Source organism: Bradyrhizobium yuanmingense (genome assembly GCF_029167105.1).
Classification (GTDB): domain Bacteria; phylum Pseudomonadota; class Alphaproteobacteria; order Rhizobiales; family Xanthobacteraceae; genus Bradyrhizobium; species Bradyrhizobium yuanmingense_A.
The window spans coordinates 34,656-52,712 of sequence record NZ_JARFML010000005.1; the positions used below are offsets into that span (position 1 = coordinate 34,656).

At 66.8% G+C, this 18,057-nt stretch carries 17 protein-coding genes and 1 tRNA gene; 6 read left to right on the forward strand and 12 right to left on the reverse strand.

Annotated features, from left to right (window positions below):
• Positions 1-175: 175 nt before the first annotated feature.
• The 4 genes from P0R31_RS08275 to P0R31_RS08290 all read right to left on the reverse strand — a co-directional run bounded on the left by P0R31_RS08275 (position 176) and on the right by P0R31_RS08290 (position 5,104).
• A complete protein-coding gene (locus P0R31_RS08275) occupies positions 176-697 on the reverse strand; it encodes a TerB family tellurite resistance protein (RefSeq protein WP_275513653.1) in 522 nt (173 codons plus the stop codon).
• Between the two features lie 179 nt (positions 698-876).
• Positions 877-2,286, reverse strand: a complete 1,410-nt coding sequence (locus P0R31_RS08280) for an adenylate/guanylate cyclase domain-containing protein (RefSeq protein ID WP_275513654.1) — start codon at positions 2,284-2,286, stop codon at positions 877-879.
• Between the two features lie 50 nt (positions 2,287-2,336).
• Positions 2,337-3,707, reverse strand: coding sequence for a cytochrome P450 (locus P0R31_RS08285; protein WP_275513655.1), 1,371 nt, complete (start codon positions 3,705-3,707; stop codon positions 2,337-2,339).
• Between the two features lie 35 nt (positions 3,708-3,742).
• Positions 3,743-5,104 carry a hydrolase gene (locus P0R31_RS08290; RefSeq protein ID WP_275513656.1) on the reverse strand — a complete coding sequence of 454 codons (1,362 nt, stop codon included), beginning with the start codon at positions 5,102-5,104 and terminating at the stop codon, positions 3,743-3,745.
• A 137-nt stretch (positions 5,105-5,241) separates the two neighbouring features.
• Between P0R31_RS08290 and P0R31_RS08295 the strand changes: the two genes are divergently transcribed.
• Positions 5,242-6,930 carry an MFS transporter gene (locus tag P0R31_RS08295; RefSeq protein WP_275513657.1) on the forward strand — a complete coding sequence of 563 codons (1,689 nt, stop codon included), beginning with the start codon at positions 5,242-5,244 and terminating at the stop codon, positions 6,928-6,930.
• Between the two features lie 117 nt (positions 6,931-7,047).
• Here the strand turns inward: P0R31_RS08295 and P0R31_RS08300 are convergent, their stop codons facing one another.
• Positions 7,048-7,263, reverse strand: coding sequence for a cysteine rich repeat-containing protein (locus P0R31_RS08300; RefSeq protein WP_275513658.1), 216 nt, complete (start codon positions 7,261-7,263; stop codon positions 7,048-7,050).
• 133 nt (positions 7,264-7,396) lie between these two features.
• Complete coding sequence (locus P0R31_RS08305; protein WP_275513659.1) at positions 7,397-7,690, reverse strand: hypothetical protein; 294 nt, start codon at positions 7,688-7,690, stop codon at positions 7,397-7,399.
• Between the two features lie 252 nt (positions 7,691-7,942).
• Between P0R31_RS08305 and P0R31_RS08310 the strand changes: the two genes are divergently transcribed.
• Complete coding sequence (locus P0R31_RS08310; RefSeq protein WP_275513660.1) at positions 7,943-8,998, forward strand: polysaccharide deacetylase family protein; 1,056 nt, start codon at positions 7,943-7,945, stop codon at positions 8,996-8,998.
• Between the two features lie 72 nt (positions 8,999-9,070).
• Here the strand turns inward: P0R31_RS08310 and P0R31_RS08315 are convergent, their stop codons facing one another.
• From P0R31_RS08315 to P0R31_RS08335, 5 genes are all read right to left on the reverse strand, one after another.
• Entirely contained in the window at positions 9,071-9,463 is a 393-nt protein-coding gene (locus P0R31_RS08315; RefSeq protein WP_275513661.1) for a hypothetical protein, read from the reverse strand.
• Positions 9,464-9,604: 141 nt separating this feature from the next.
• A tRNA-Thr gene (locus P0R31_RS08320) sits at positions 9,605-9,680 on the reverse strand.
• 99 nt (positions 9,681-9,779) lie between these two features.
• Positions 9,780-11,579 (reverse strand): heme biosynthesis protein HemY, encoded by a 1,800-nt coding sequence (locus P0R31_RS08325; protein WP_275513662.1) that lies wholly within the window; start codon positions 11,577-11,579, stop codon positions 9,780-9,782.
• 36 nt (positions 11,580-11,615) lie between these two features.
• Complete coding sequence (locus P0R31_RS08330) at positions 11,616-12,836, reverse strand: COG4223 family protein (protein WP_275513663.1); 1,221 nt, start codon at positions 12,834-12,836, stop codon at positions 11,616-11,618.
• 63 nt (positions 12,837-12,899) lie between these two features.
• Entirely contained in the window at positions 12,900-13,646 is a 747-nt protein-coding gene (locus P0R31_RS08335) for a uroporphyrinogen-III synthase (RefSeq protein ID WP_275513664.1), read from the reverse strand.
• 157 nt (positions 13,647-13,803) lie between these two features.
• Here P0R31_RS08335 and tsaD point away from each other — a divergent pair, with 157 nt between their 5' ends.
• Genes tsaD through P0R31_RS08350 form a run of 3 tightly spaced genes read left to right on the forward strand, consistent with a single transcriptional unit; the run spans position 13,804 to position 16,270 of the window.
• The gene (tsaD, locus tag P0R31_RS08340) at positions 13,804-14,871 is read left to right on the forward strand and encodes a tRNA (adenosine(37)-N6)-threonylcarbamoyltransferase complex transferase subunit TsaD (protein ID WP_275513866.1); all 1,068 of its coding nucleotides are present in this window, start codon (positions 13,804-13,806) and stop codon (positions 14,869-14,871) included.
• A gap of 2 nt (positions 14,872-14,873) precedes the next feature.
• Entirely contained in the window at positions 14,874-15,854 is a 981-nt protein-coding gene (locus P0R31_RS08345) for an NAD(P)H-dependent glycerol-3-phosphate dehydrogenase (protein WP_275513665.1), read from the forward strand.
• A 2-nt stretch (positions 15,855-15,856) separates the two neighbouring features.
• Positions 15,857-16,270: an EVE domain-containing protein gene (locus P0R31_RS08350; protein WP_275513666.1), complete on the forward strand. Its 414-nt coding sequence runs from the start codon at positions 15,857-15,859 to the stop codon at positions 16,268-16,270.
• 71 nt (positions 16,271-16,341) lie between these two features.
• Here the strand turns inward: P0R31_RS08350 and P0R31_RS08355 are convergent, their stop codons facing one another.
• Entirely contained in the window at positions 16,342-17,457 is a 1,116-nt protein-coding gene (locus P0R31_RS08355) for an adenylate/guanylate cyclase domain-containing protein (RefSeq protein ID WP_275513867.1), read from the reverse strand.
• A 101-nt stretch (positions 17,458-17,558) separates the two neighbouring features.
• On the opposite strand from P0R31_RS08355, the gene P0R31_RS08360 reads away from it, so the two are divergent.
• The gene (locus tag P0R31_RS08360; protein WP_275513667.1) at positions 17,559-18,014 is read left to right on the forward strand and encodes an SRPBCC family protein; all 456 of its coding nucleotides are present in this window, start codon (positions 17,559-17,561) and stop codon (positions 18,012-18,014) included.
• Positions 18,015-18,057 lie beyond the last annotated feature (43 nt).

Sequence of the window (18,057 nt, forward strand, 5' to 3'; positions counted from 1 at the left end):
GAATTGAACACTGTGGCCCCGGCAATTTCAGAACGAGAGCATAAGCCGTGCGCGGCAGGCAAGCGGCGGCGGCGGCATGGCTGCTTGTGAGGGCGACAGGGGACGCAGGAAAGACCGGTATTTGCAGTCGAATCTGCAAAAGCGGGGAACCACCGGGGCTTATATTAAAGTTTCGTCATGTGGGCCGCAGGCCAGGCAATCCACCCGGGACCGGTCCGACGGCGCGATCCTTGACCTGTCCACCGGCACGCTCCGCAACGGCGTGCTTCAGCTCGATCCGGTCGCGCTGGGCGATGCCGAGCAGGTCGGACGCGCGCCAGACCACATTGTCCTCGAACTCGCTGACCTCTCCATCGGCATAGACCAGCTCCCACATCATCTGCACGATCCGTTTGCGACCCGCTTCGTCGAGCGAGCGCATGATGACGCTGGTGAAGTGATAGAGGTCGACGGCCTCGCCTTCGACCTGGGTGGCGTCGGCGATGAGACGGTCAGCGGTGCCGCGGTCGAGCCCGAAATGGTTTTCGATCAGGTTGTGCAGCTTGCGCTGCTCGGCCGCACTCGGCTGTCCGTCCAGCGAGACCACATGGACCAGCAGCGCGGTCGCGGCCAGCCGGTAATCGCTGTCGCCGAATGCGCGGTCCTGGGCTTGGGGACTGACAATATCGGCGATGAATTGGCGCAAGCCGTCGAGCATGGGTCCTACCGAGATCGATGACGCCGCAAGGAGCGCGGCCGTTACCACCACTATATGAGCAGGAAACCCAACCGGCGCAACGTGCGTCAGTTCCGCGCGCGTATTACGTTTCGGCAATCTGTTCACCGTCATTCCGAAGCGGATGCGCCAGCATCGAACCTGGAATGATGAATGATCCCTCACGGTATCTCGTACACCACCATCTTGTCGGCGATGCCACGGAGCGCGGCCTGCTTCTGGATCGGCTTGATGGCGCGCTGCTCGAGCACCTCGGCGACTGCGGGCGCATCCAGCACCGGGCCGGTGATGTGAATCTCCTGCGCGGTCGACAGGCTCTGCACGCGGGCGGCGATGTTGACGGTCTGCCCGAAATAATCCTGCCGCTCGTTGAGCATGACCGCGAGACAGGGGCCTTCATGGATGCCGATCTTGACGATGAGGTCCGTCGTGCCGCGCGTCTTGTTGAGCTCGTCCATGGCCGCGCGCATCCGCAAGCCCGCGACGATGGCGTGCTCGGGGCGGACGAAGGTCGCCATCACGGCATCGCCGATCGTCTTCACCACCGCGCCCCTTTCGGAGGAGATGATCTCGAGCAGCGCATGGAAATGCGCACGCACGAGATCGAACGCGGCGAGGTCGCCGACGCGCTCGTAGAGCGCGGTCGAGCCCTTGAGATCGGTGAACAGGAATGTCAGCGAAGTGATCTGAAGCCGCTGATCGAGGCTGAGATTATCCGCCTTGAAGACGTCGCGAAAGGTCTGGTTCGACAGCATGCGCTTGGCGGTGAGGAACGGCTTGCGCTTGCCGATGAGATGGTGAAGCGCCTCGGACGCGATGAAGACCGAGGGCAGAACGCGCACGCCGGCCTGGTTCTCCAGCGACAGACGCAGCGGGCCCGGCCGCATGGTCGTGGTTCCCGTCGGGGCCTGCACCTTGTTGTACATGATGGCGAGCTGCTGGCGATCCCTGGTCGGCTCGCCCTGGACGTCGATGAAATGCGCGGCGTGGGTGACAGGCTCGAAGATGATGACGAAGTCGCTCGGCAGCTGCAGCGACATGGTCGCTTTCTCTCCCGCCGGCAGCTCCATCGTGTCGAGCGTCACCTCGTTCGCGAGCGTCGCAAAGGAGTCCTTGTTGAAGTCGACGCCCGAACTCCAGAACACCTGCTTGAAATAGTCCCAAACCGGAAGCGTGTCAGGGTCGTGCGCCGCGATGCGCCGGACGCGCGGATTCACGGTGAAGGAGACCTCGACTTGGTCGTCGACCGAGGCCTTGTAGCCGCAGGCGCAGAGCGCGCAATGATAATCGTCCGGCTTGAGCGCCTTCAGCGTGGAATGCGCCCCCAAGACGCCGCCGCAGCCCGGGCACAGCACGTTCCAGCCGAGATCGAACAGGCCGAGCCGAGCCGAATGCAGGAAGGCCGAGATCACGCGCTCCTCGTCGAGGCCATTCTGGCTGGAGAAATCGAGCACGTTGACGCGGTTGAGCTCGTGATCCTCGCCATCCTCGATGAGACGCGCAATCGCATCGACCACCTTGGGATCGGCGGTCTGCTTCAGAACGGAGAACTGGGCCTGGATGTCGCTCATGGCGGTACTCTATGTAGGCTGGGTCACGCCAGCGGCCAGGCGCGCGCCTGTCACCGACGCGTGATGCGGAACAGGGGCGAATGGTCCGGCTGGGTGGTGACGACGCCGAGCGGGATCACGGGGGTCGCGGAGTCGGCAAGCTCGATTCGGAACGCTCCGATCAGCCGCGCCAGCGCCAGCACGGATTCGGCTTGGGCAAACGGTGCGCCGATGCAGACGCGCGGACCTGCGCCGAACGGCAGGTAGGCAAAACGGTCCGGCGCCTCCTTCGACATGAAGCGCTTTGGAATGAAAGCGTTCGGCTGATCCCACAGCTTCTCGTGCCGGTGCAAGAGCCAGGGCGCGATCATGATGATGTCGCCCTTGCCGATCTCGACGCCCGCCGCATTGTCCTTATCGCGCGCGGCACGCGCGACCAGGAAGGCCGGCGGATAGAGCCGCATGGTCTCGTCGATCACGGCGCGGGTAAACTTCTGGCGGTCGATGTCGGCCATGCTGTCGAGGTGCTCGCCGCGGGCCTCGGACGCCACCTCTTCCTGCGTATCAGGGTCGAGTGCGAGCAGGTAGAGTGCCCAGAACAGCGCCGTCGCGGTGGTCTCGTGACCGGCAAGGATCATGGTCGCGACTTCGTCGACGAGCTGCTCGTCCGAGAAGCCCTGGCCCGTCTCGGGATCGCGTGCCTCGTCCATGAGATCGAACAAATCGCGCGGCGGCGCACCGTCCTTCTTGCCCGCCTTACGCCGCTCGGCGATCAGCATGGCCACGAACTCGGTCCAGCGCTTGCGGAAACGGGCGCGGGCAAAATCCATCGGGCTCGGCCAGGACACCGGCAGCACCATGTCGAGGAAATAGGGACGCCCCAACCGCGCGGCATATTCCATGATGAAGTTGCGCAGGGTTGCGCCGTGCTGGTCCATGCCGAACGAGAACATCGTGCGCCCGGCGATCTCGAGCGTCATGCGCTGCATGATCGCGCGCAGGTCGGCCGGCTCGCCGGTTTGCGCGTCCAGCTTGGCGATGGTCTCGTCGAGCACCGCCGTCATGTGCGGAACGAGGTTTGCGGTCGCGCGCGGCGTGAAGGCCGGCGCCAGCGTGCGGCGCTGAAACGTCCAGGAATGACCTTCCGCGATCAGAAGGCCGTCGCCGAGCACGGGGCGCAGCATGCGGATGCCGGCCGGCGTGCGCGTGTAGTTCTCGTAATTGCTGAGCAGCACGTGCCGGATCGCGTCCGGCTGGTTCAGGATGAAGCTGTTGCGGAAGAAGAAGCGGCCCGGGATGACCTCTTCCTCATAGGCGCGTTGCCCCCAGGTCGCGATCATGTTCTGCCTGATGACCGCGAGCCGGCCGAAGAACGACATATCGTCGGGCGCCCGCGGGGGAGCCGGAGGGATGATGGGCCGACGCACGCTGGCGATATTCATGGCTCTCTCCCGCAAGATGGGACGCAGGTAAATAGCTAGTAAGTCAGCTCGGCGATGGCAATCCGGTTCTCGGACGCAGGCCAGGTGCGTGCCACAATCCGTTCTTCGCCGAATTGGGCGACGATGTTACGTCCGACCTCGCTGGCCGGAAGCCGCAGGGTTGCTGCCGCATCCGTGGGCACACCCGGCTTGACATCGGCCGGCTCCTTGCCGTCGAGCAGCACCACATCGCGCGGCAGGCCGAAATAGCCGCGCGGGCGCGACATAATCACGACGGCGCCGGCGTCCTTGTCGGCCGGCCCGAGCGGGCGCGCGGGCCGCAGATGCACGACCTCGGACGAGCGCGGGAAGGGCGAGCGGTAAATGTGCGTCGTCGGCGCATCCGGCGAGGTCAGCACGAATTCCAGCGACCAGGCGGGATCGACCTGCGCCGGCCCCCAACGGCCATCGGAGCCCGTCTTCGAGCTGTACAGCGCACCGCCTTTGCGCTCACCGGTATCAGGATCGACACGGAAGACATCGACGGTTGCACCCGCGACCGGACGATTGGTCGGCACGCCGCCGGGCGTGCCCGTGACGAGGCCGCTCAATCTCACGCTGGTCTCCGGCACGATCGCGATGCGCGCAGGTTCGCTCCCTGCGATGAACTTGTAAATCTCCCGGAACGCGCGCGGGTGAAACGCCACCTCGCGATGATCGAGCGCGCCGAGCACCATATTGGTGGCGCCCTTCAGCTCCGGCCCTTGGGCGGTGACGTTGGTCGGCGTGCCGGGCTTGCCGATGAAGCGGCCGTCGCTCTGCGCAAATTTGTCCATGCCATCGCTGCGCAGCGTGAGGAAGGCAACGCCCGGCGTCACCTCGCTCTCGCCTTCGTTCAAGCTGCGCAGGAACGTGCCGCGGCCGTTGAACTCGTTGTTGGGTTGGTCGTCGGTCGCGAACACACCGTGATTGGGCGTACCGCACAGCACGGCATGGCTGACATCGCCGGCGCCACCGTTCTTGATGACGTTGCGGATCGCATTGCCGCCGCGCGAGCTGCCGACCAGCGCCACGCGAGGCGCGCCGGTGCGGCGCTTCAGTTCGGTGATGGCGGCAGCAAGCTCGCGGCGCTGGTCCTCGGTCGAGGAGCGGCCCGCCTGCTCGACCTTGTCGTCGTTGCGCGCCAGCGGATCGGTGAAATTGATCGCCATCATGCGATCGCGCGCAACGCCATTGGACTCCATCCGCCACAAAGTGGTGATCCAGAGCGCGCCGTAATCGCCATTGCCGTGGACGAACAGAATCGGCGGCAGCTCCGTGCCGGGCGCGGTCTGGGCCAGCGCGCCCGTCCGCAAGCTCGCAAGTGCGAAAGGCACGCTCGCCGCCCCTTGCAAAATCGTCCGTCGCGACAGCTTCATCTGTTCCTCCCCGGCAAGCCTGCCTCTTTGCACCGCTTATACCGGCCTAAGCACTGGACAGCGAACGACTTTCGCGGGCATCACTGAATTGGCCGGAATCACCACGACCACTTCTGCCATCCGATATGGAAGGGGATATGACCGAGCAGCCGAACCGCCCGAAAATGGCCGCCGACGGCATCACTGCGCCCCTGCGATACACCGTGTTCCGGCGGATCTGGCTCGCCAGCCTGCTCTCCAATCTCGGCCTCCTGATCCAGGGCGTGGGCGCGGCCTGGGCGATGACGCAGATGGCGGCCTCGGCCGACAAGGTGGCCCTGGTCCAGACCGCCTTGATGCTGCCGATCATGCTGATCTCGATGCCGGCCGGCGCCATCGCCGACATGTATGACCGGCGCATCGTCAGCGTGATTTCGCTGTCGATCGCGCTGATCGGCGCGAGCGCGCTCACCGTGCTGGCCGGCTTCAACCTGATCACCCCCGAATTGCTGCTCGCCTTCTGCTTCGTCGTCGGCAGCGGCAATGCGCTGTTCGGCCCGGCCTGGCAGTCCTCGGTCAGCGAACAGGTACCACCCGAGGCGTTGGCGTCCGCGGTGGCGCTGAACGGCATCAGCTACAACATCGCACGCAGCTTCGGTCCGGCGGTCGGCGGCGTCATCGTCGCTGCGCTCGGTGCGGTGGCTGCATTCGCCTTCAATGCAATCCTCTATCTGCCGCTGCTGGTGGTGCTGCTGCTCTGGCGCCGCAGCAACGAGCCGTCGCGCCTGCCGCGGGAGAAGCTCAACCGTGCCATGGTGTCGGGCGTGCGCTACATCACGAATTCGCCGCCGATCAAGATCGTGCTGTTGCGCACGCTGGTGATGGGCCTGATCGGCGGCGCCGTGATGGCGCTGATGCCGCTGGTCGCGCGCGACCTTTTGCATGGTGACGCGCAGATGTACGGCATCATGCTTGGCGCCTTCGGCATGGGCGCGGTGATCGGCGCGCTGAACATTCACGAATTGCGCAAGCGCATGAGCGGCGAGGCCGCGATCCGCGCCTGCACCATCTCGATGGCCTTCGCGATGGCCGCCCTCGCTTTGAGCACGGAGCCGGTGCTGACGGCGACCGCGCTGGTGCTGGGCGGCGCGGTCTGGATGGCTGCGATCGCGCTGTTCAACATCGGCGTGCAGCTCTCGGCGCCGCGCTGGGTCGCGGGTCGCTCGCTCGCGGCGTTCCAGGCCGCGATCGCCGGCGGCATCGCGATTGGCGCCTGGGGCTGGGGCCATCTCACCGATTATGCCGGCGTCGAGATCGCATTGCTGACGGCGGCCGGCCTGATGCTGATCTCGCCGCTGCTCGGCATCTGGCTCACGATGCCGCGCGTCGGCGCCCGCAACGAGGATGCGGACATGCTGGCCGATCCCGAGGTGAAGCTGTCGCTGACCGGGCGCAGCGGGCCGCTCGTGGTCGAGATCGAATATCGCGTCGCGCAGGAGAACGCGCGCGCCTTCCACAACGTGATGCAGGACGTGCAGCTCTCGCGCCAGCGCAACGGCGCCTATGGCTGGTCGATCGCGCGCGACATCGCCGACCCCGAGCTGTGGACCGAGCGCTATCACTGCCCGACCTGGCTCGATTATTTGCGTCAGCGCAACCGTTCGACCCAGTCCGAACGCGCGCTGCATCAGCAGGCGATCGATTTCCACATCGGCCCCGAGCCGGTACGGATCCGCCGCATGCTGGAGCGACCCTTCGGTTCGGTGCGCTGGAAGGACGAGACGCCGGACCGCGCCAATAGCGAGGTGCTGCCGGTGGTCGCGACCGCGGCGGGAAGCAGTACGTAGGCCTCTCGTCATTCCGGGGCGCGCCGTAAGGTGCGAACCCGGAATCCATTTATCTCAGGAGTTGGTCGCGCGATGGATTCTGGGGCTCGCGCCTAACGGCGCGCCCCGGAATGTCGGTCACTGCCCGTGGTCCGTCAGCACCTTGTCGCAGCCCTTGCTGAGCCGGGTGCGGTTCTGCTTCAGGCAGGCGAGCACGGCGCCATCGCCATTGTTCATCACGGCGCGGCAGAAGCGGCTGACATCGCGCGCGCAGGCATCATGTCCGGGCTGCTGTTGCGCCGACGCAGCCGAAGCGCACAAGAGCAAAGGAATGATGAAAAGAAGTCTGGTCATCGCGGAATGCCTCTTACCCGGAATAATGTGCGGGCGAAGCTAGTGCGACGATCCCAGGGCTGCAACGGCTTTGGGGCCGGGGCACACGCGGAGGAGCTCACTGTCGCAACGGTCGCGGCGTTGCTGCCGTCTCTTACTGCTTGTCCTGAGCGTCAGCGACCTTGCGCGAGGCGCCCTTGGCGAGGTCCTTGTCCATCACCGCGCGGCAGCCGGCGCTCAGGTCCGAGCGATGCTTGATCATGCACGCGGTGATCTTCGGGATATTGGGGATCTCCGCCGAGCAGAGACGGAAGGCATCGCCCGTGCACATCTGCTGCGCCTCGGCCGTGAAGGCGAAGCTCGCACCCGTCGAAGCGATCGAGACGATGGCGGCAAAGCCGAGGGCCAGGCTGGTGTCGCGGATCTTGCTGGTAAACGACTTGGTCATTTGAAGCTCCCATTGGCGCCGCCACAGCGGGCCCGTTGTCGATGGGAGCTACGATGCTCCAGCAAATCCGTTTCCACTGTGATGACGCTCACGGGAGACCCGTCCTCTGTGATCCCAGTCACTCAGACGCAGCCCACTGAAATTCCTTCGCAACCGCTGTCGTGTTGGTGTCACGTTAACTCTTACTTCGCATTAATGGCTCGTCGCGCGGGAAATTCCGCCGGTTTGGTTGCGTAATTGGAAAGAGTAGCGATGCGTAATGCGTTGGGCCTGATGCTGGCCAGTGTAGTTGCGGCGGTCGTGATCGCCGCCGGCGGTTGGTTTTATTATTCCGCGCGCGCCGACCAGGGCGCTCCCAAGACAGTTGCCGCCCGTGCCGCCGACCCATTGCCGGCACAGGCGAAGCTCGCCGCCAAGGACGACGTCGAGACCACCGCGGCGGTCGCGGCCAAGCCGGCCGCAGCAGCTCCAGCACCTGCCCCCATGCCGGTCATGCCGATGCAGCCGAAGCAGGCCTGCGCCAATCCGAACGCGCTGGGCGTGTCCCGCGTCGTCGAGATCGACACGACGGGCGGCCCCGGCTTCGGCTTCGAACATTTCAAGCAGTTCGACTTCCTGACCGAGAAGGAGGTCGTGCTGACCTTCGACGACGGTCCGTGGCCGGTCAACACGCCTACGGTGCTGAAGGCGCTCGCGGACGAATGCACCAAGGGCCTGTTCTTCTCGGTCGGCAAGCACGCGACCTACCATCCGGAGATCCTGAAGCAGGTACTGGCCCAGGGCCACACGGTGGGCACGCACACCTGGTCGCATGTCAATCTGAACAGCAAGAAGTTGACCGAGCAGCAGGTCAAGGACGAGGTCGAGAAGGGCTTCAGCGCGGTGAAATTCGCGCTCGGCACCAATCCGGCACCGTTCTTCCGCTTTCCGCAGCTTCAGCACAATCCCGCGATGGTGAGCTATTTCGGCACCCGCAACGTCGCGATGTTCTCGACCGAAATCGACTCCTTCGACTTCAGGAAGGGCGCGACGCCGGAGAAGATCGTCGAGACCGTGATGACGAGGCTGGACAAGCTCGGCAAGGGCATCATCCTGATGCACGACTTCCAGAAGAACACGGGCCTCGCCCTGCCGACGCTGCTCGCGCGGCTGAAGGCCGGCGGCTACAAGGTCGTGCAGATGAAGGCCAAGACGAGCCTCCAGACGCTGCCGGAATATGACGAGGCGCTGATGAAGGACATGAAGGTGCCGACCGCAGGCACGAACACGCGCCCGATCGGAAGCGTGGTGCAGACGGTCTCGCAATAAGCGTCACCATCGCTTCAAACGAACAATGGCCGGGCTCTCGCCCGGCCATTTGCTTTTGAAGGAGAGGAGCGCCTACCAATAGATGCCGTGGCGATGCAGCTCGCTGATGATGCGGCGCTCGGTCCAGCTGCGCTTGGGCTTGGGCTTGTCCGCTTTTGTCGTCGTCTTGGTGGCGGGCTTTGTCGTCGTGACCGGCGCGGAGGCCGTCGCCGGTGTAATCACTGCCGCAGTGGTCATCGCGGCCGGCGCGGAGAGCGACACCGCCGGCGGACGATCGGAATATTTCGGAGCCTCGGCGGCCGGCGCGGCTTCGCTCACCTGCGCCGTTACGGTGCTTGCCGATGTCGTGGTTTGCGGAGTGGCGGTCTGTTCGCCTGCCGCCGCCAGCGACAGACCGCGGGAGCCGCCTGCCTGAGCGGAGGCAGAAGCCAGGAGCATGGCGGCAATCAGAATGATCTTGCGCATGTGAAGTCTCCCCGTGTTGGCGTGACAGGACGTTAGGGGAGCCATGTCTGCGATTATGTGATCGCGATCACGCAGCCGAGCGAGCCCTGATGCAGGCTGATGCGTCGATGGGAGTACTTGGGGGCCGGACAAAAGGGGCGCTGGTGCCGCAAGAGGGATTCGAACCCCCGACCCCGTCATTACGAATGACGTGCTCTACCGACTGAGCTATTGCGGCGAACCTGCCGGGACCAAAGCAATGCCGGCCCCAATACGCGCGCCCCTGATATCGGGCATGGCCCGAATTGGCAAGGACAAGCGGGAGGCGAAATACCGCTCACGCGCCCCAGCGGGACCAGAATCCGCGCCAGCCGCCCGCCTGGGCTTTGGGCGTGCCGATTTGTTCCGTAAATTCGTCGCTTGGGCCGTCGTCGTCGATCCCGGGATCGTCGGGTGCGCGGACGATCGGGATGACGGTCTGGGTCGGCGCCGAGGCGGGCTTACTGAGGTCGGCGCGGGTCCGGAAGACCGGCGTCGGCGCCGCCGGCGATGATTCGGCGGGCGCCGAAGCCGGATTCGCCGGCTCGGCGGGCGTGACGACCGGCTCGTCGACCTTCGCAGTTTGCTCCCCGGTCTCCTTGGCCACTTCCTTGGCAGCCTCCTTCGCGGCGTCCTTGGCCTGAGGGGGTGAATTGTCCTGCGCGGCCGGTGCCGGCAGCGGGGCCACCTCCGGCGGTTCCACCGCGGCCTCGCTGGGAGCGGCGGTGACCCGCTTCGGCGGCGGAGCGGCCAGCATGGCCTCCTCGAAGGCCGAGGATTCGAGCGTGGGGCCCTTGTCCGAGGGCAGGCTCGCGACCGGCGCCTGCCACTGGAACGCATCGAGGCGGCCGGTGACCGGGGAGACCGGACGCCAGCGGTCGCTGACATAGCCGTCCGCGGTCCAGGCGGGATCGAGCCGGGCGCGCACCGCGCGCAAGGTCCAGGCGCGGGCGCGGCCGCCGTCACCATGCTCTGTGCGCTCGATCTCGGCCATCAGCAGCGCGACGCGCTGGGTCGGATCCTTGAGATAAGGCGCGAGCACCTCGCGTGCGCGGGCGAACTCCGAGGCCTCGATCGCAGCACGCGCGATCGCGAGCTGCCCTTCGACATAACCGGGCTTGTCGGCGGGGGTCTTCGCGGCGAGGGTCTCCACCCGCTGCAAGCGGTGCCATGCGGAATCGCCGAGCTTCACATGCGCATAGGCATCCGCGAGATCGGGATGCGGATTGGCGAGCCAGGCGGCTTCGACCAGCTTCATGGCACGGCGCACCTGATGCGCCTCGCTCTCGAATTTTGCCGCCAGCACGGCCGCCGGCACCAGGGTCGGGGCGAGCTTGACCGCCTCCATCACGCTCTCGCGCGCGACGTCGCGGTCCATCGTTTCCAGCTCCAGCGCACGCGCGGCGAGCAGCACGCCGCGCTGCCGGCGATAGGTCTGCTTGTCGATCAGGCCCGCGGACAGATTCGAATCGAGGATCGCGAGCGCGCCGCTCCAGTCGCCGCGCGCGCAGCGGAAGCCGAGCACCGCGTGCGAGGCCCAGGTCGCGGACGGCGACAGCTTGATCGCTTCCTCCGCGATCATCACGGCGCCGACCGCATCATCGGCGCGCTGCGCCTCGATGAAGAGACCGCGCAGGCCGAGCAGCCGCGTATCCTCGCGTTCGGCCATGGCGCGGAAGACGCGCTGCGCCTCGTCGCGATTGCCTTCGAGCTGCGCCGACTGCGCGTGCAAAAGCAGCGCGAGCGGATCGTTCGGTGCATGCCGCCGCGCCGCCTCGGCGTGCCGGCGCGCGAGCGCGGAATCGCCGTGGCCGATCGCGAGCAGGCCATGGGTGATGGCATGACGGCCGCGGGCATGGCGCTTGTCATGACGGCGGCGGCGCAAGCGCCCTGGCATGCGCCAGATCATCGTCAGGATGCTCCAGACCAGCACGACGGAAGCGGCGAAGAGGCCGAGCAAGAACACGAACCTCGGCAGCGTCGTCGAGATGCGGAAGCTGCCCGCGGTCAGGACGAGATCGCCGGGCTGGTCGGCGACCCAGGCCGCGCCGGCCGCCGCCAGTGCGATCAAGACGAGAAAGAGGACGATGCGAAGCATGGTCGATCCCTATACGCGCCGATTGTTGCGCGAATCTTATTGAGTAGATTTGGCGAGATCCGCCATGGCATCGTCGGCGAATTTGCGGGACGCGGCGAGCGCGGCGTCGCGGGCGTCGGCTTTGTCGAGCCAAGCCTGCGCCGGAGCACGATCAGCCTCGGGCAGCGTCTTCAGCTCGCGCCGCGCTTCGGCGAAATCGCTGCGGAGCGCCGCCGCCGTGACGCGCGTCACGATGGCGCCGCGATCGTTGCCGACGCCATCGGTGCGCTCGATCCGCACCAGCTTTGACGCGCCCGCCTGGAGCCGCTCGACAATACCGGCCTCGCTCGACGGAGCTTCAGCCGGCGGCGACAGCTTCGGCACGATATTGAGGAGCTCGCGGCTCAGAGCAGCCGATGTCGGGATGCCGGACGATGCAAACACCTCGAGCGGCTTGAGCATGTCGGGCTTGGTCGCCAGCGACCGCGCCGCGGCCAGTTGCGATTGATAGGGATCGCCGTGGCGAACGGCAACGTCGAGCAGGGACGCCGCCACCACATAGCGTAGCGGCTTGTCGTCCATCGTCTTGGCCTCGGCGATCTTCTCGCCCTGCTGCGCGAGCTCGGCCCGCTCGGTCTTGCTCGCGCGCTCGAGCTGAGCGATGCGGTCGGTGAGCGCGCCAAGATCGGGCGCGGCACTCGGCGGTGCGGATTTCGCATCGTTCAGCGCGCTCGCCGTCTTGTCGAACTGCGCGCGCAAATTGGCGATGTCGCCGCGCAGTGCGCTCGCCGCTTTCTCCAACGCGTCGATCCGCGCGACTTGGGCCGGATCGGCCGCGGGCCTTGCGGCCCTGGCTTCGACCGCGGCAACGCGTCCGCTCAGCACATCGACGGTCGCACTGGTGACCTGCGGCGCGGCCGGCGGGGCCTGCACCGCGGGCCAGCCCAGCATCCAGCCGACTGCGATCACGACCGCAGCCGCGGCAACGCCGGAGAACGGCGCGATGACCCAGGGGGAAATCGGCGCCGATACAGGCGCCGCCGCGGAGGCCTGCTGCTCTGCCGATTCGGACTGAGGCTCGGCCTTGACCTGTTCCGAGCCGGGCTGTTCCACCCTGGCCTGCTCCTGCGCGACATGCTCGGATGCCTCGGGCTCGGCCGCGACCTGCTGCGGCTGGGTCGAGACTTCCGTCGCCTCGAGGTCGATGGTGGGCGGGGTGCGCTTGGCACGACCCGGATCGGGCGCCAATCCTGCGTCTTCAGGCTTGTCGTCGGCCATCGTGACGGTTCCTCACACTTCCATACCAGGGTGGACTAGATTGCGTCGGATTCGGCCCGACCTTTACGCCAAACGGGTCCGCAACGCACGCTCCAAGGTGTCGAATAAGGCAGTTTCGTCCGGCGTCGCAGCCACCAGAACCTGCGACGCGCCGGCATCGCGCAGCACGCCCGTAACGGTCTCGGACAGGCAGCAATGCGGGATCGCCAGCGCCGAAATTTCGACACCTTCGTCCCGCGCCGCATCGAGGAACGCACGTGCGCTACGCCGGGAGTAGTGCAGCACCGCCTCGATCCCGTGGGCGACAAAGCCTTCGCAGACCTCGCGCGGCAGATGCTTCACCGGCGCCATGCGGTAGGTCGTCTGCATCACCACGCGGAAACCTCCCGCGCCGAGCTCGCCGCCGAGGTCGCGCGACAGATCCGCGCCGGCGAGATACAGCAGCGTGCTGCTTTTCTTCAGCACCTTGTCGCGCGCGCTCTGCATCACCTTGTCGCGCAAGGACGCGGCGTCGCCCCCGGCGACGATCACCTCGGCAAAGCCGGCCTCGCGCGCCGTTGCAGCCGTATGCTCGCCGACCGCGAACAAAGGCAGCTCCAGCAGACCGAGGTCCGGCAATTGCGACGCTATAGCGCGGATTGCATTGGCCGAGGTGACGAGAACGGCATCATAAGAAACTTCGCTCTCGCCTTGGAAGGCGACCGGCTCGAGCTTGAGCGCCGGCGCAAGCAGTACCGCATGCCCGCGCGTGCGCAGCTTGTCCGCCGTCGCCGCATTGTCTGGATGCGGCCGTGTGACAAGAATGGACATCGCTGCTGTTCCCGGACCATTTGGCGGTGACGCATTGACCAGAACGGCTGCGCGTGACGATTGCGCAAGCCGACCCCGGGATGCTACCGGACGTACCAGAACTCTGCTTTATGGATGAGCGCAAGGGCGCAAATTGGATAACAATTCGCCAATGCTGGTGCTGGGCATCGAAACCACCTGCGACGAGACCGCCGCGGCCGTGATCGAACGCGCGGCCGACGGCAAGGGCAAGATCCTGTCCAACATCGTGCGGTCGCAGATCGCCGAGCATGCCCGCTTCGGCGGCGTGGTGCCGGAGATCGCCGCGCGCGCGCATGTCGACGTGCTCGACGGGATCATCGACCACGCCATGAACGAGGCCGGCATCGATTATGCTCAGCTCGACGGAGTCGCGGCGGCTGCGGGGCCCGGGCTGATCGGCGGCGTTATCGTCGGACTCACCACCGCGAAGGCGATCGCGATGGTGCACGACACGCCGCTGGTCGCGGTGAACCATCTCGAGGCGCATGCGCTGACGCCGCGTCTCACCGACGGCATCGAATTTCCCTATTGCCTGTTCCTCGCCTCCGGCGGCCATACCCAGATCGTCGCGGTCACTGGTGTCGGCCAATATGTGCGGCTTGGCACCACGGTCGACGACGCCATCGGCGAGGCCTTCGACAAGGTCGCGAAGATGCTGGGCCTGCCCTATCCCGGGGGCCCGCAGGTCGAGCGCGCGGCGGCAGGTGGCGATGCCACGCGCTTTGCGTTTCCCCGGCCGATGCAGGGGCGCCCTGATGCCAATTTCTCGCTGTCGGGACTGAAGACGGCGGTGCGCACCGAAGCGAGCCGGCTGGCCGAGCTCATGCCGCAGGACATCAGCGATCTCTGCGCGAGCTTCCAGGCCGCCGTGCTCGATTCAACGGCCGACCGGCTGAGCGTCGGCCTGAAGCTTTTCCGCGAGCAATTCGGCGCACCGCGCGCGCTGGTCGCCGCCGGCGGGGTCGCCGCCAATCAGGCGATCCGCGGCGCGCTTGACGATGTCGCGAGGCAGGCCGGGACGCAGCTGATCATGCCACCGCCCGCACTGTGCACCGACAACGGCGCCATGATCGCCTGGGCCGGCGCCGAGCGCCTGGCGCTCGGCCTGACCGACACGATGGACGCGGAGCCGCGCGCACGCTGGCTGCTCGATGCCAACGCGACGGCGCCCGCGGGCTACGGCAAGACTCGGGCGGGATTCTAGGGATGACCGCGTTCCAATCCGTCGCAGTGATCGGCGCGGGCGCCTGGGGTACGGCGCTGGCGACGGTGGCGGCGCGAGCCGGGCGAAACGTGACGCTGTGGGCACGCAATGCCGAGCATGGCGCGCGGATCGCATCGACGCGCGACAATCCGCGGCTGCCCGGGATTCGGATCGTGCCTGAGATCGTCGTGACGAGCGATCTGGCGCTCGCCGCGCGTGCCGACATGCTGCTGGTCGCGACGCCGGCGCAACATTTGCGCGGTGCGGTCAACATGCTGGCCTCGCACATCACGAAGGCGGTGCCGATCGTTGCCTGCGCCAAGGGTATCGAGCACGGCACCCATAAGTTCATGACCGACGTGATCGCCGAGGCCGCGCCGCACGCGCGGCCGGCGATCCTGTCGGGGCCGAGCTTTGCCGACGATGTCGCACGCGGCCTGCCGACGGCAGTGACCCTGGCGACAAGCGATGAGGCGCTCGCCAGCAGCCTGGTGCAGGCGCTGGGCTCGCCGACATTCCGTCCCTATCACTCCACCGACATCCGCGGCGTCGAGATCGGCGGCGCCGCCAAGAACGTGCTGGCGATCGCGGTCGGCATCGCGGTCGGACGCAAGCTCGGCGCCTCCGCGCAGGCGGCGCTCACGACCCGCGGCTTTGCCGAGCTGACGCGGCTCGGCCGTGCGCTCGGCGCACGCAGCGAGACGCTCACCGGCCTGTCGGGCCTCGGTGATCTCATTCTGACCTGCTCGAGCCCGCAATCGCGCAACTTCGCGCTCGGCCTCGCGCTCGGACGCGGCGAGCAGCCTCCCGCCGGCAAGCTCGCCGAGGGCGAGTTCACCGCCCCCGTGCTGATCGAGCTCGCCGCTTCGCAAGACATCGAGTTGCCGGTATCTGAGGCGGTCGCATCGATCCTGAGCGGCCGAAGCACGATCGATGCCGAGATCTCGGCGCTGATGACGCGCCCCTTCAAGGCAGAGGAATAAGCATGGCGTACTGGCTCGTGAAATCCGAACCGTCGGTGTGGTCCTGGGACCAGCAGGTTGCGAAGGGCGCCAAGGGCGAGGCCTGGACCGGCGTGCGCAATTTCACCGCGCGTCAGAACCTCGTGAACATGAAGAAGGGCGACAAGGCGTTCTTCTATCATTCCAACGAGGGCAAGGAGATCGTCGGCATCGCCGAGATCACCAAGGAGGCCTATCCCGATCCAACCGACAAGACGGGCAAATTCGTCTGCGTCGACATCAAGGCCGACAAGCCCCTGAAGACGCCGGTGACGATGGCCGCGATCAAGGCCGAGAAGAAGCTCGCGGATATGGCCCTTGTGAAATATTCGCGCCTCTCCGTGCAGCCGGTGACGGCAGAGGAATGGAAGATCGTCTGCAAGATGGGCGGGATGTAGTTACGTCGTTTCGTAGGCCGGATGGAGCGCAGCGCAATCCGGGAAAGCCTCGATTGAAGCCCGATCCCGGATTACGCTTCGCTCCATCCGGGCTGCGATATCCGGGCTTGTGACTCCGCCAGCGTAAACACCTCGCACGGCGCGGCAATCCCGCGCAGCTCATGCGTCCCGAGCGCAACCAGCGGCATCTCCGTCTCGGCGGCGAGTGCGCCCGACACCAGCACCGTCCGGCCCAGCGGCTTGCACAATCCCTCCAGCCGGCTGGCAAGGTTGACGGCGGGACCGATCGCGGTGAAGTCGAGCCGGTTGGCGGCGCCGATATTGCCCCAGAGCATCTCGCCGAGATGGAGCGCGGCGCCAAACGACAAAGGCGGCAGCCCTTGCGCGCGGCGCTCCTTGTTGAGGTACGCCATCCCGGCTTCGGCTGCGCTTGCCGCGCGCAAAGCAGCGTCACAGGCGCGGCGCGGGGACGCCTCGAGCACCGGAAAGATCGCGAGCACGCCGTCGCCGATGAATTTCAGCACCTCGCCGCCGAAGGCGTGAACCGCGCCGGCGATGCGATCGAACCACGCGTCGAGCGCCGCGATGACGTCGGCCGGCGGGGTGGTCTCCGACAGGCTCGTGAAATTGCGCAGGTCCGCATAGAGCAGTGCGGCCTGGATGGTCTCGCCGAGATCGCGGCGCAGAGGCGCCGCCAGTACCCGCTCCGCGCTGCGCGTGCCGAGGTATGCATCGAGCGTTGCCCGCAAGGTGGCGCGCGCGGCGAGCACGGCAAGCGGCGTTGCGGCGAAACGCGCGGCCTGACGCAATTGCTCAATCTCACCCGCCGTGAACGGACGCGGTCCGATCCAGCCCAGCAGCGGTCCAGCGGGCCGTCCGGCGACATCTTCGTGCACCTCGCCGCGCGCGGTATCGCGCAGCCAGCGTCGGCCAGCGTCCTCGGGTGGATCGGGCGCGAGGCCGCCCGGCGCGAAGCCGAGCGCTTCGATCACCTGGCCGCTGTCGGCACGCCACAGCCAGGTCCGCTTCGCGATCAGCGGATGCGGCACCTCCAGCGTCAGGGCGCCTGCCGCGAGCGGCACGCCATCGGCGGCCAGATGCGCGCCGAGCTCCGCGAGCAGGCGGTCGGCCCCGTGACAATCCGAGGCCGCGTCGAGGAGCCAGGCGAGGGTCGGGGAGAGCTGCATGAGGCGATCATGGCGAAACAGGGCCGTCTTTGCCACGGGCAATCCTTGACGGAGCGCAGGGCCGCCGCCATGTCCCATCGTCAGACCAGGGATGATCGCCGATGCCCGAGCCATTCATAGTGCGACGCGAGACCCAGATCGCGGCGCCGCGCGCCACCGTCTTCGCCTACCTCACCGACCCCGAAAAGATCCTGAGTTGGATGGGCTCCGACGCAACCACCGAGCCCTATCCCGGCGGGCTCTACCTGCTCAAGGGCGTCAGCCCGGACGGCGCCGCCGCCCGCGGCGCGTTCCGCGAGGTCGTGCCGGTGCATCGTCTGGCCTACACATTCGGCTGGGAGGGCGGTCAGGAAGTGCCGCCCGGCTCGAGCCTGATCGAGATCGACCTGATCGAGCAGGACGGCGGCACGCTGCTGCGCATGACCCATAGCGGCCTGCCGAACGAAGCGCAGGCGGCCGCCCATGCAACGGGTTGGGCGCACTATCTGGAGCGGCTCACGATCGCAGCCGCGGGCGGCGATCCCGGTCCTGACAAGGGTGTCTCGGCCAAGTCGTAGCTCAAGTCGTAGCTCTTGTAGCAACCAAATTGCTACGGCAGTG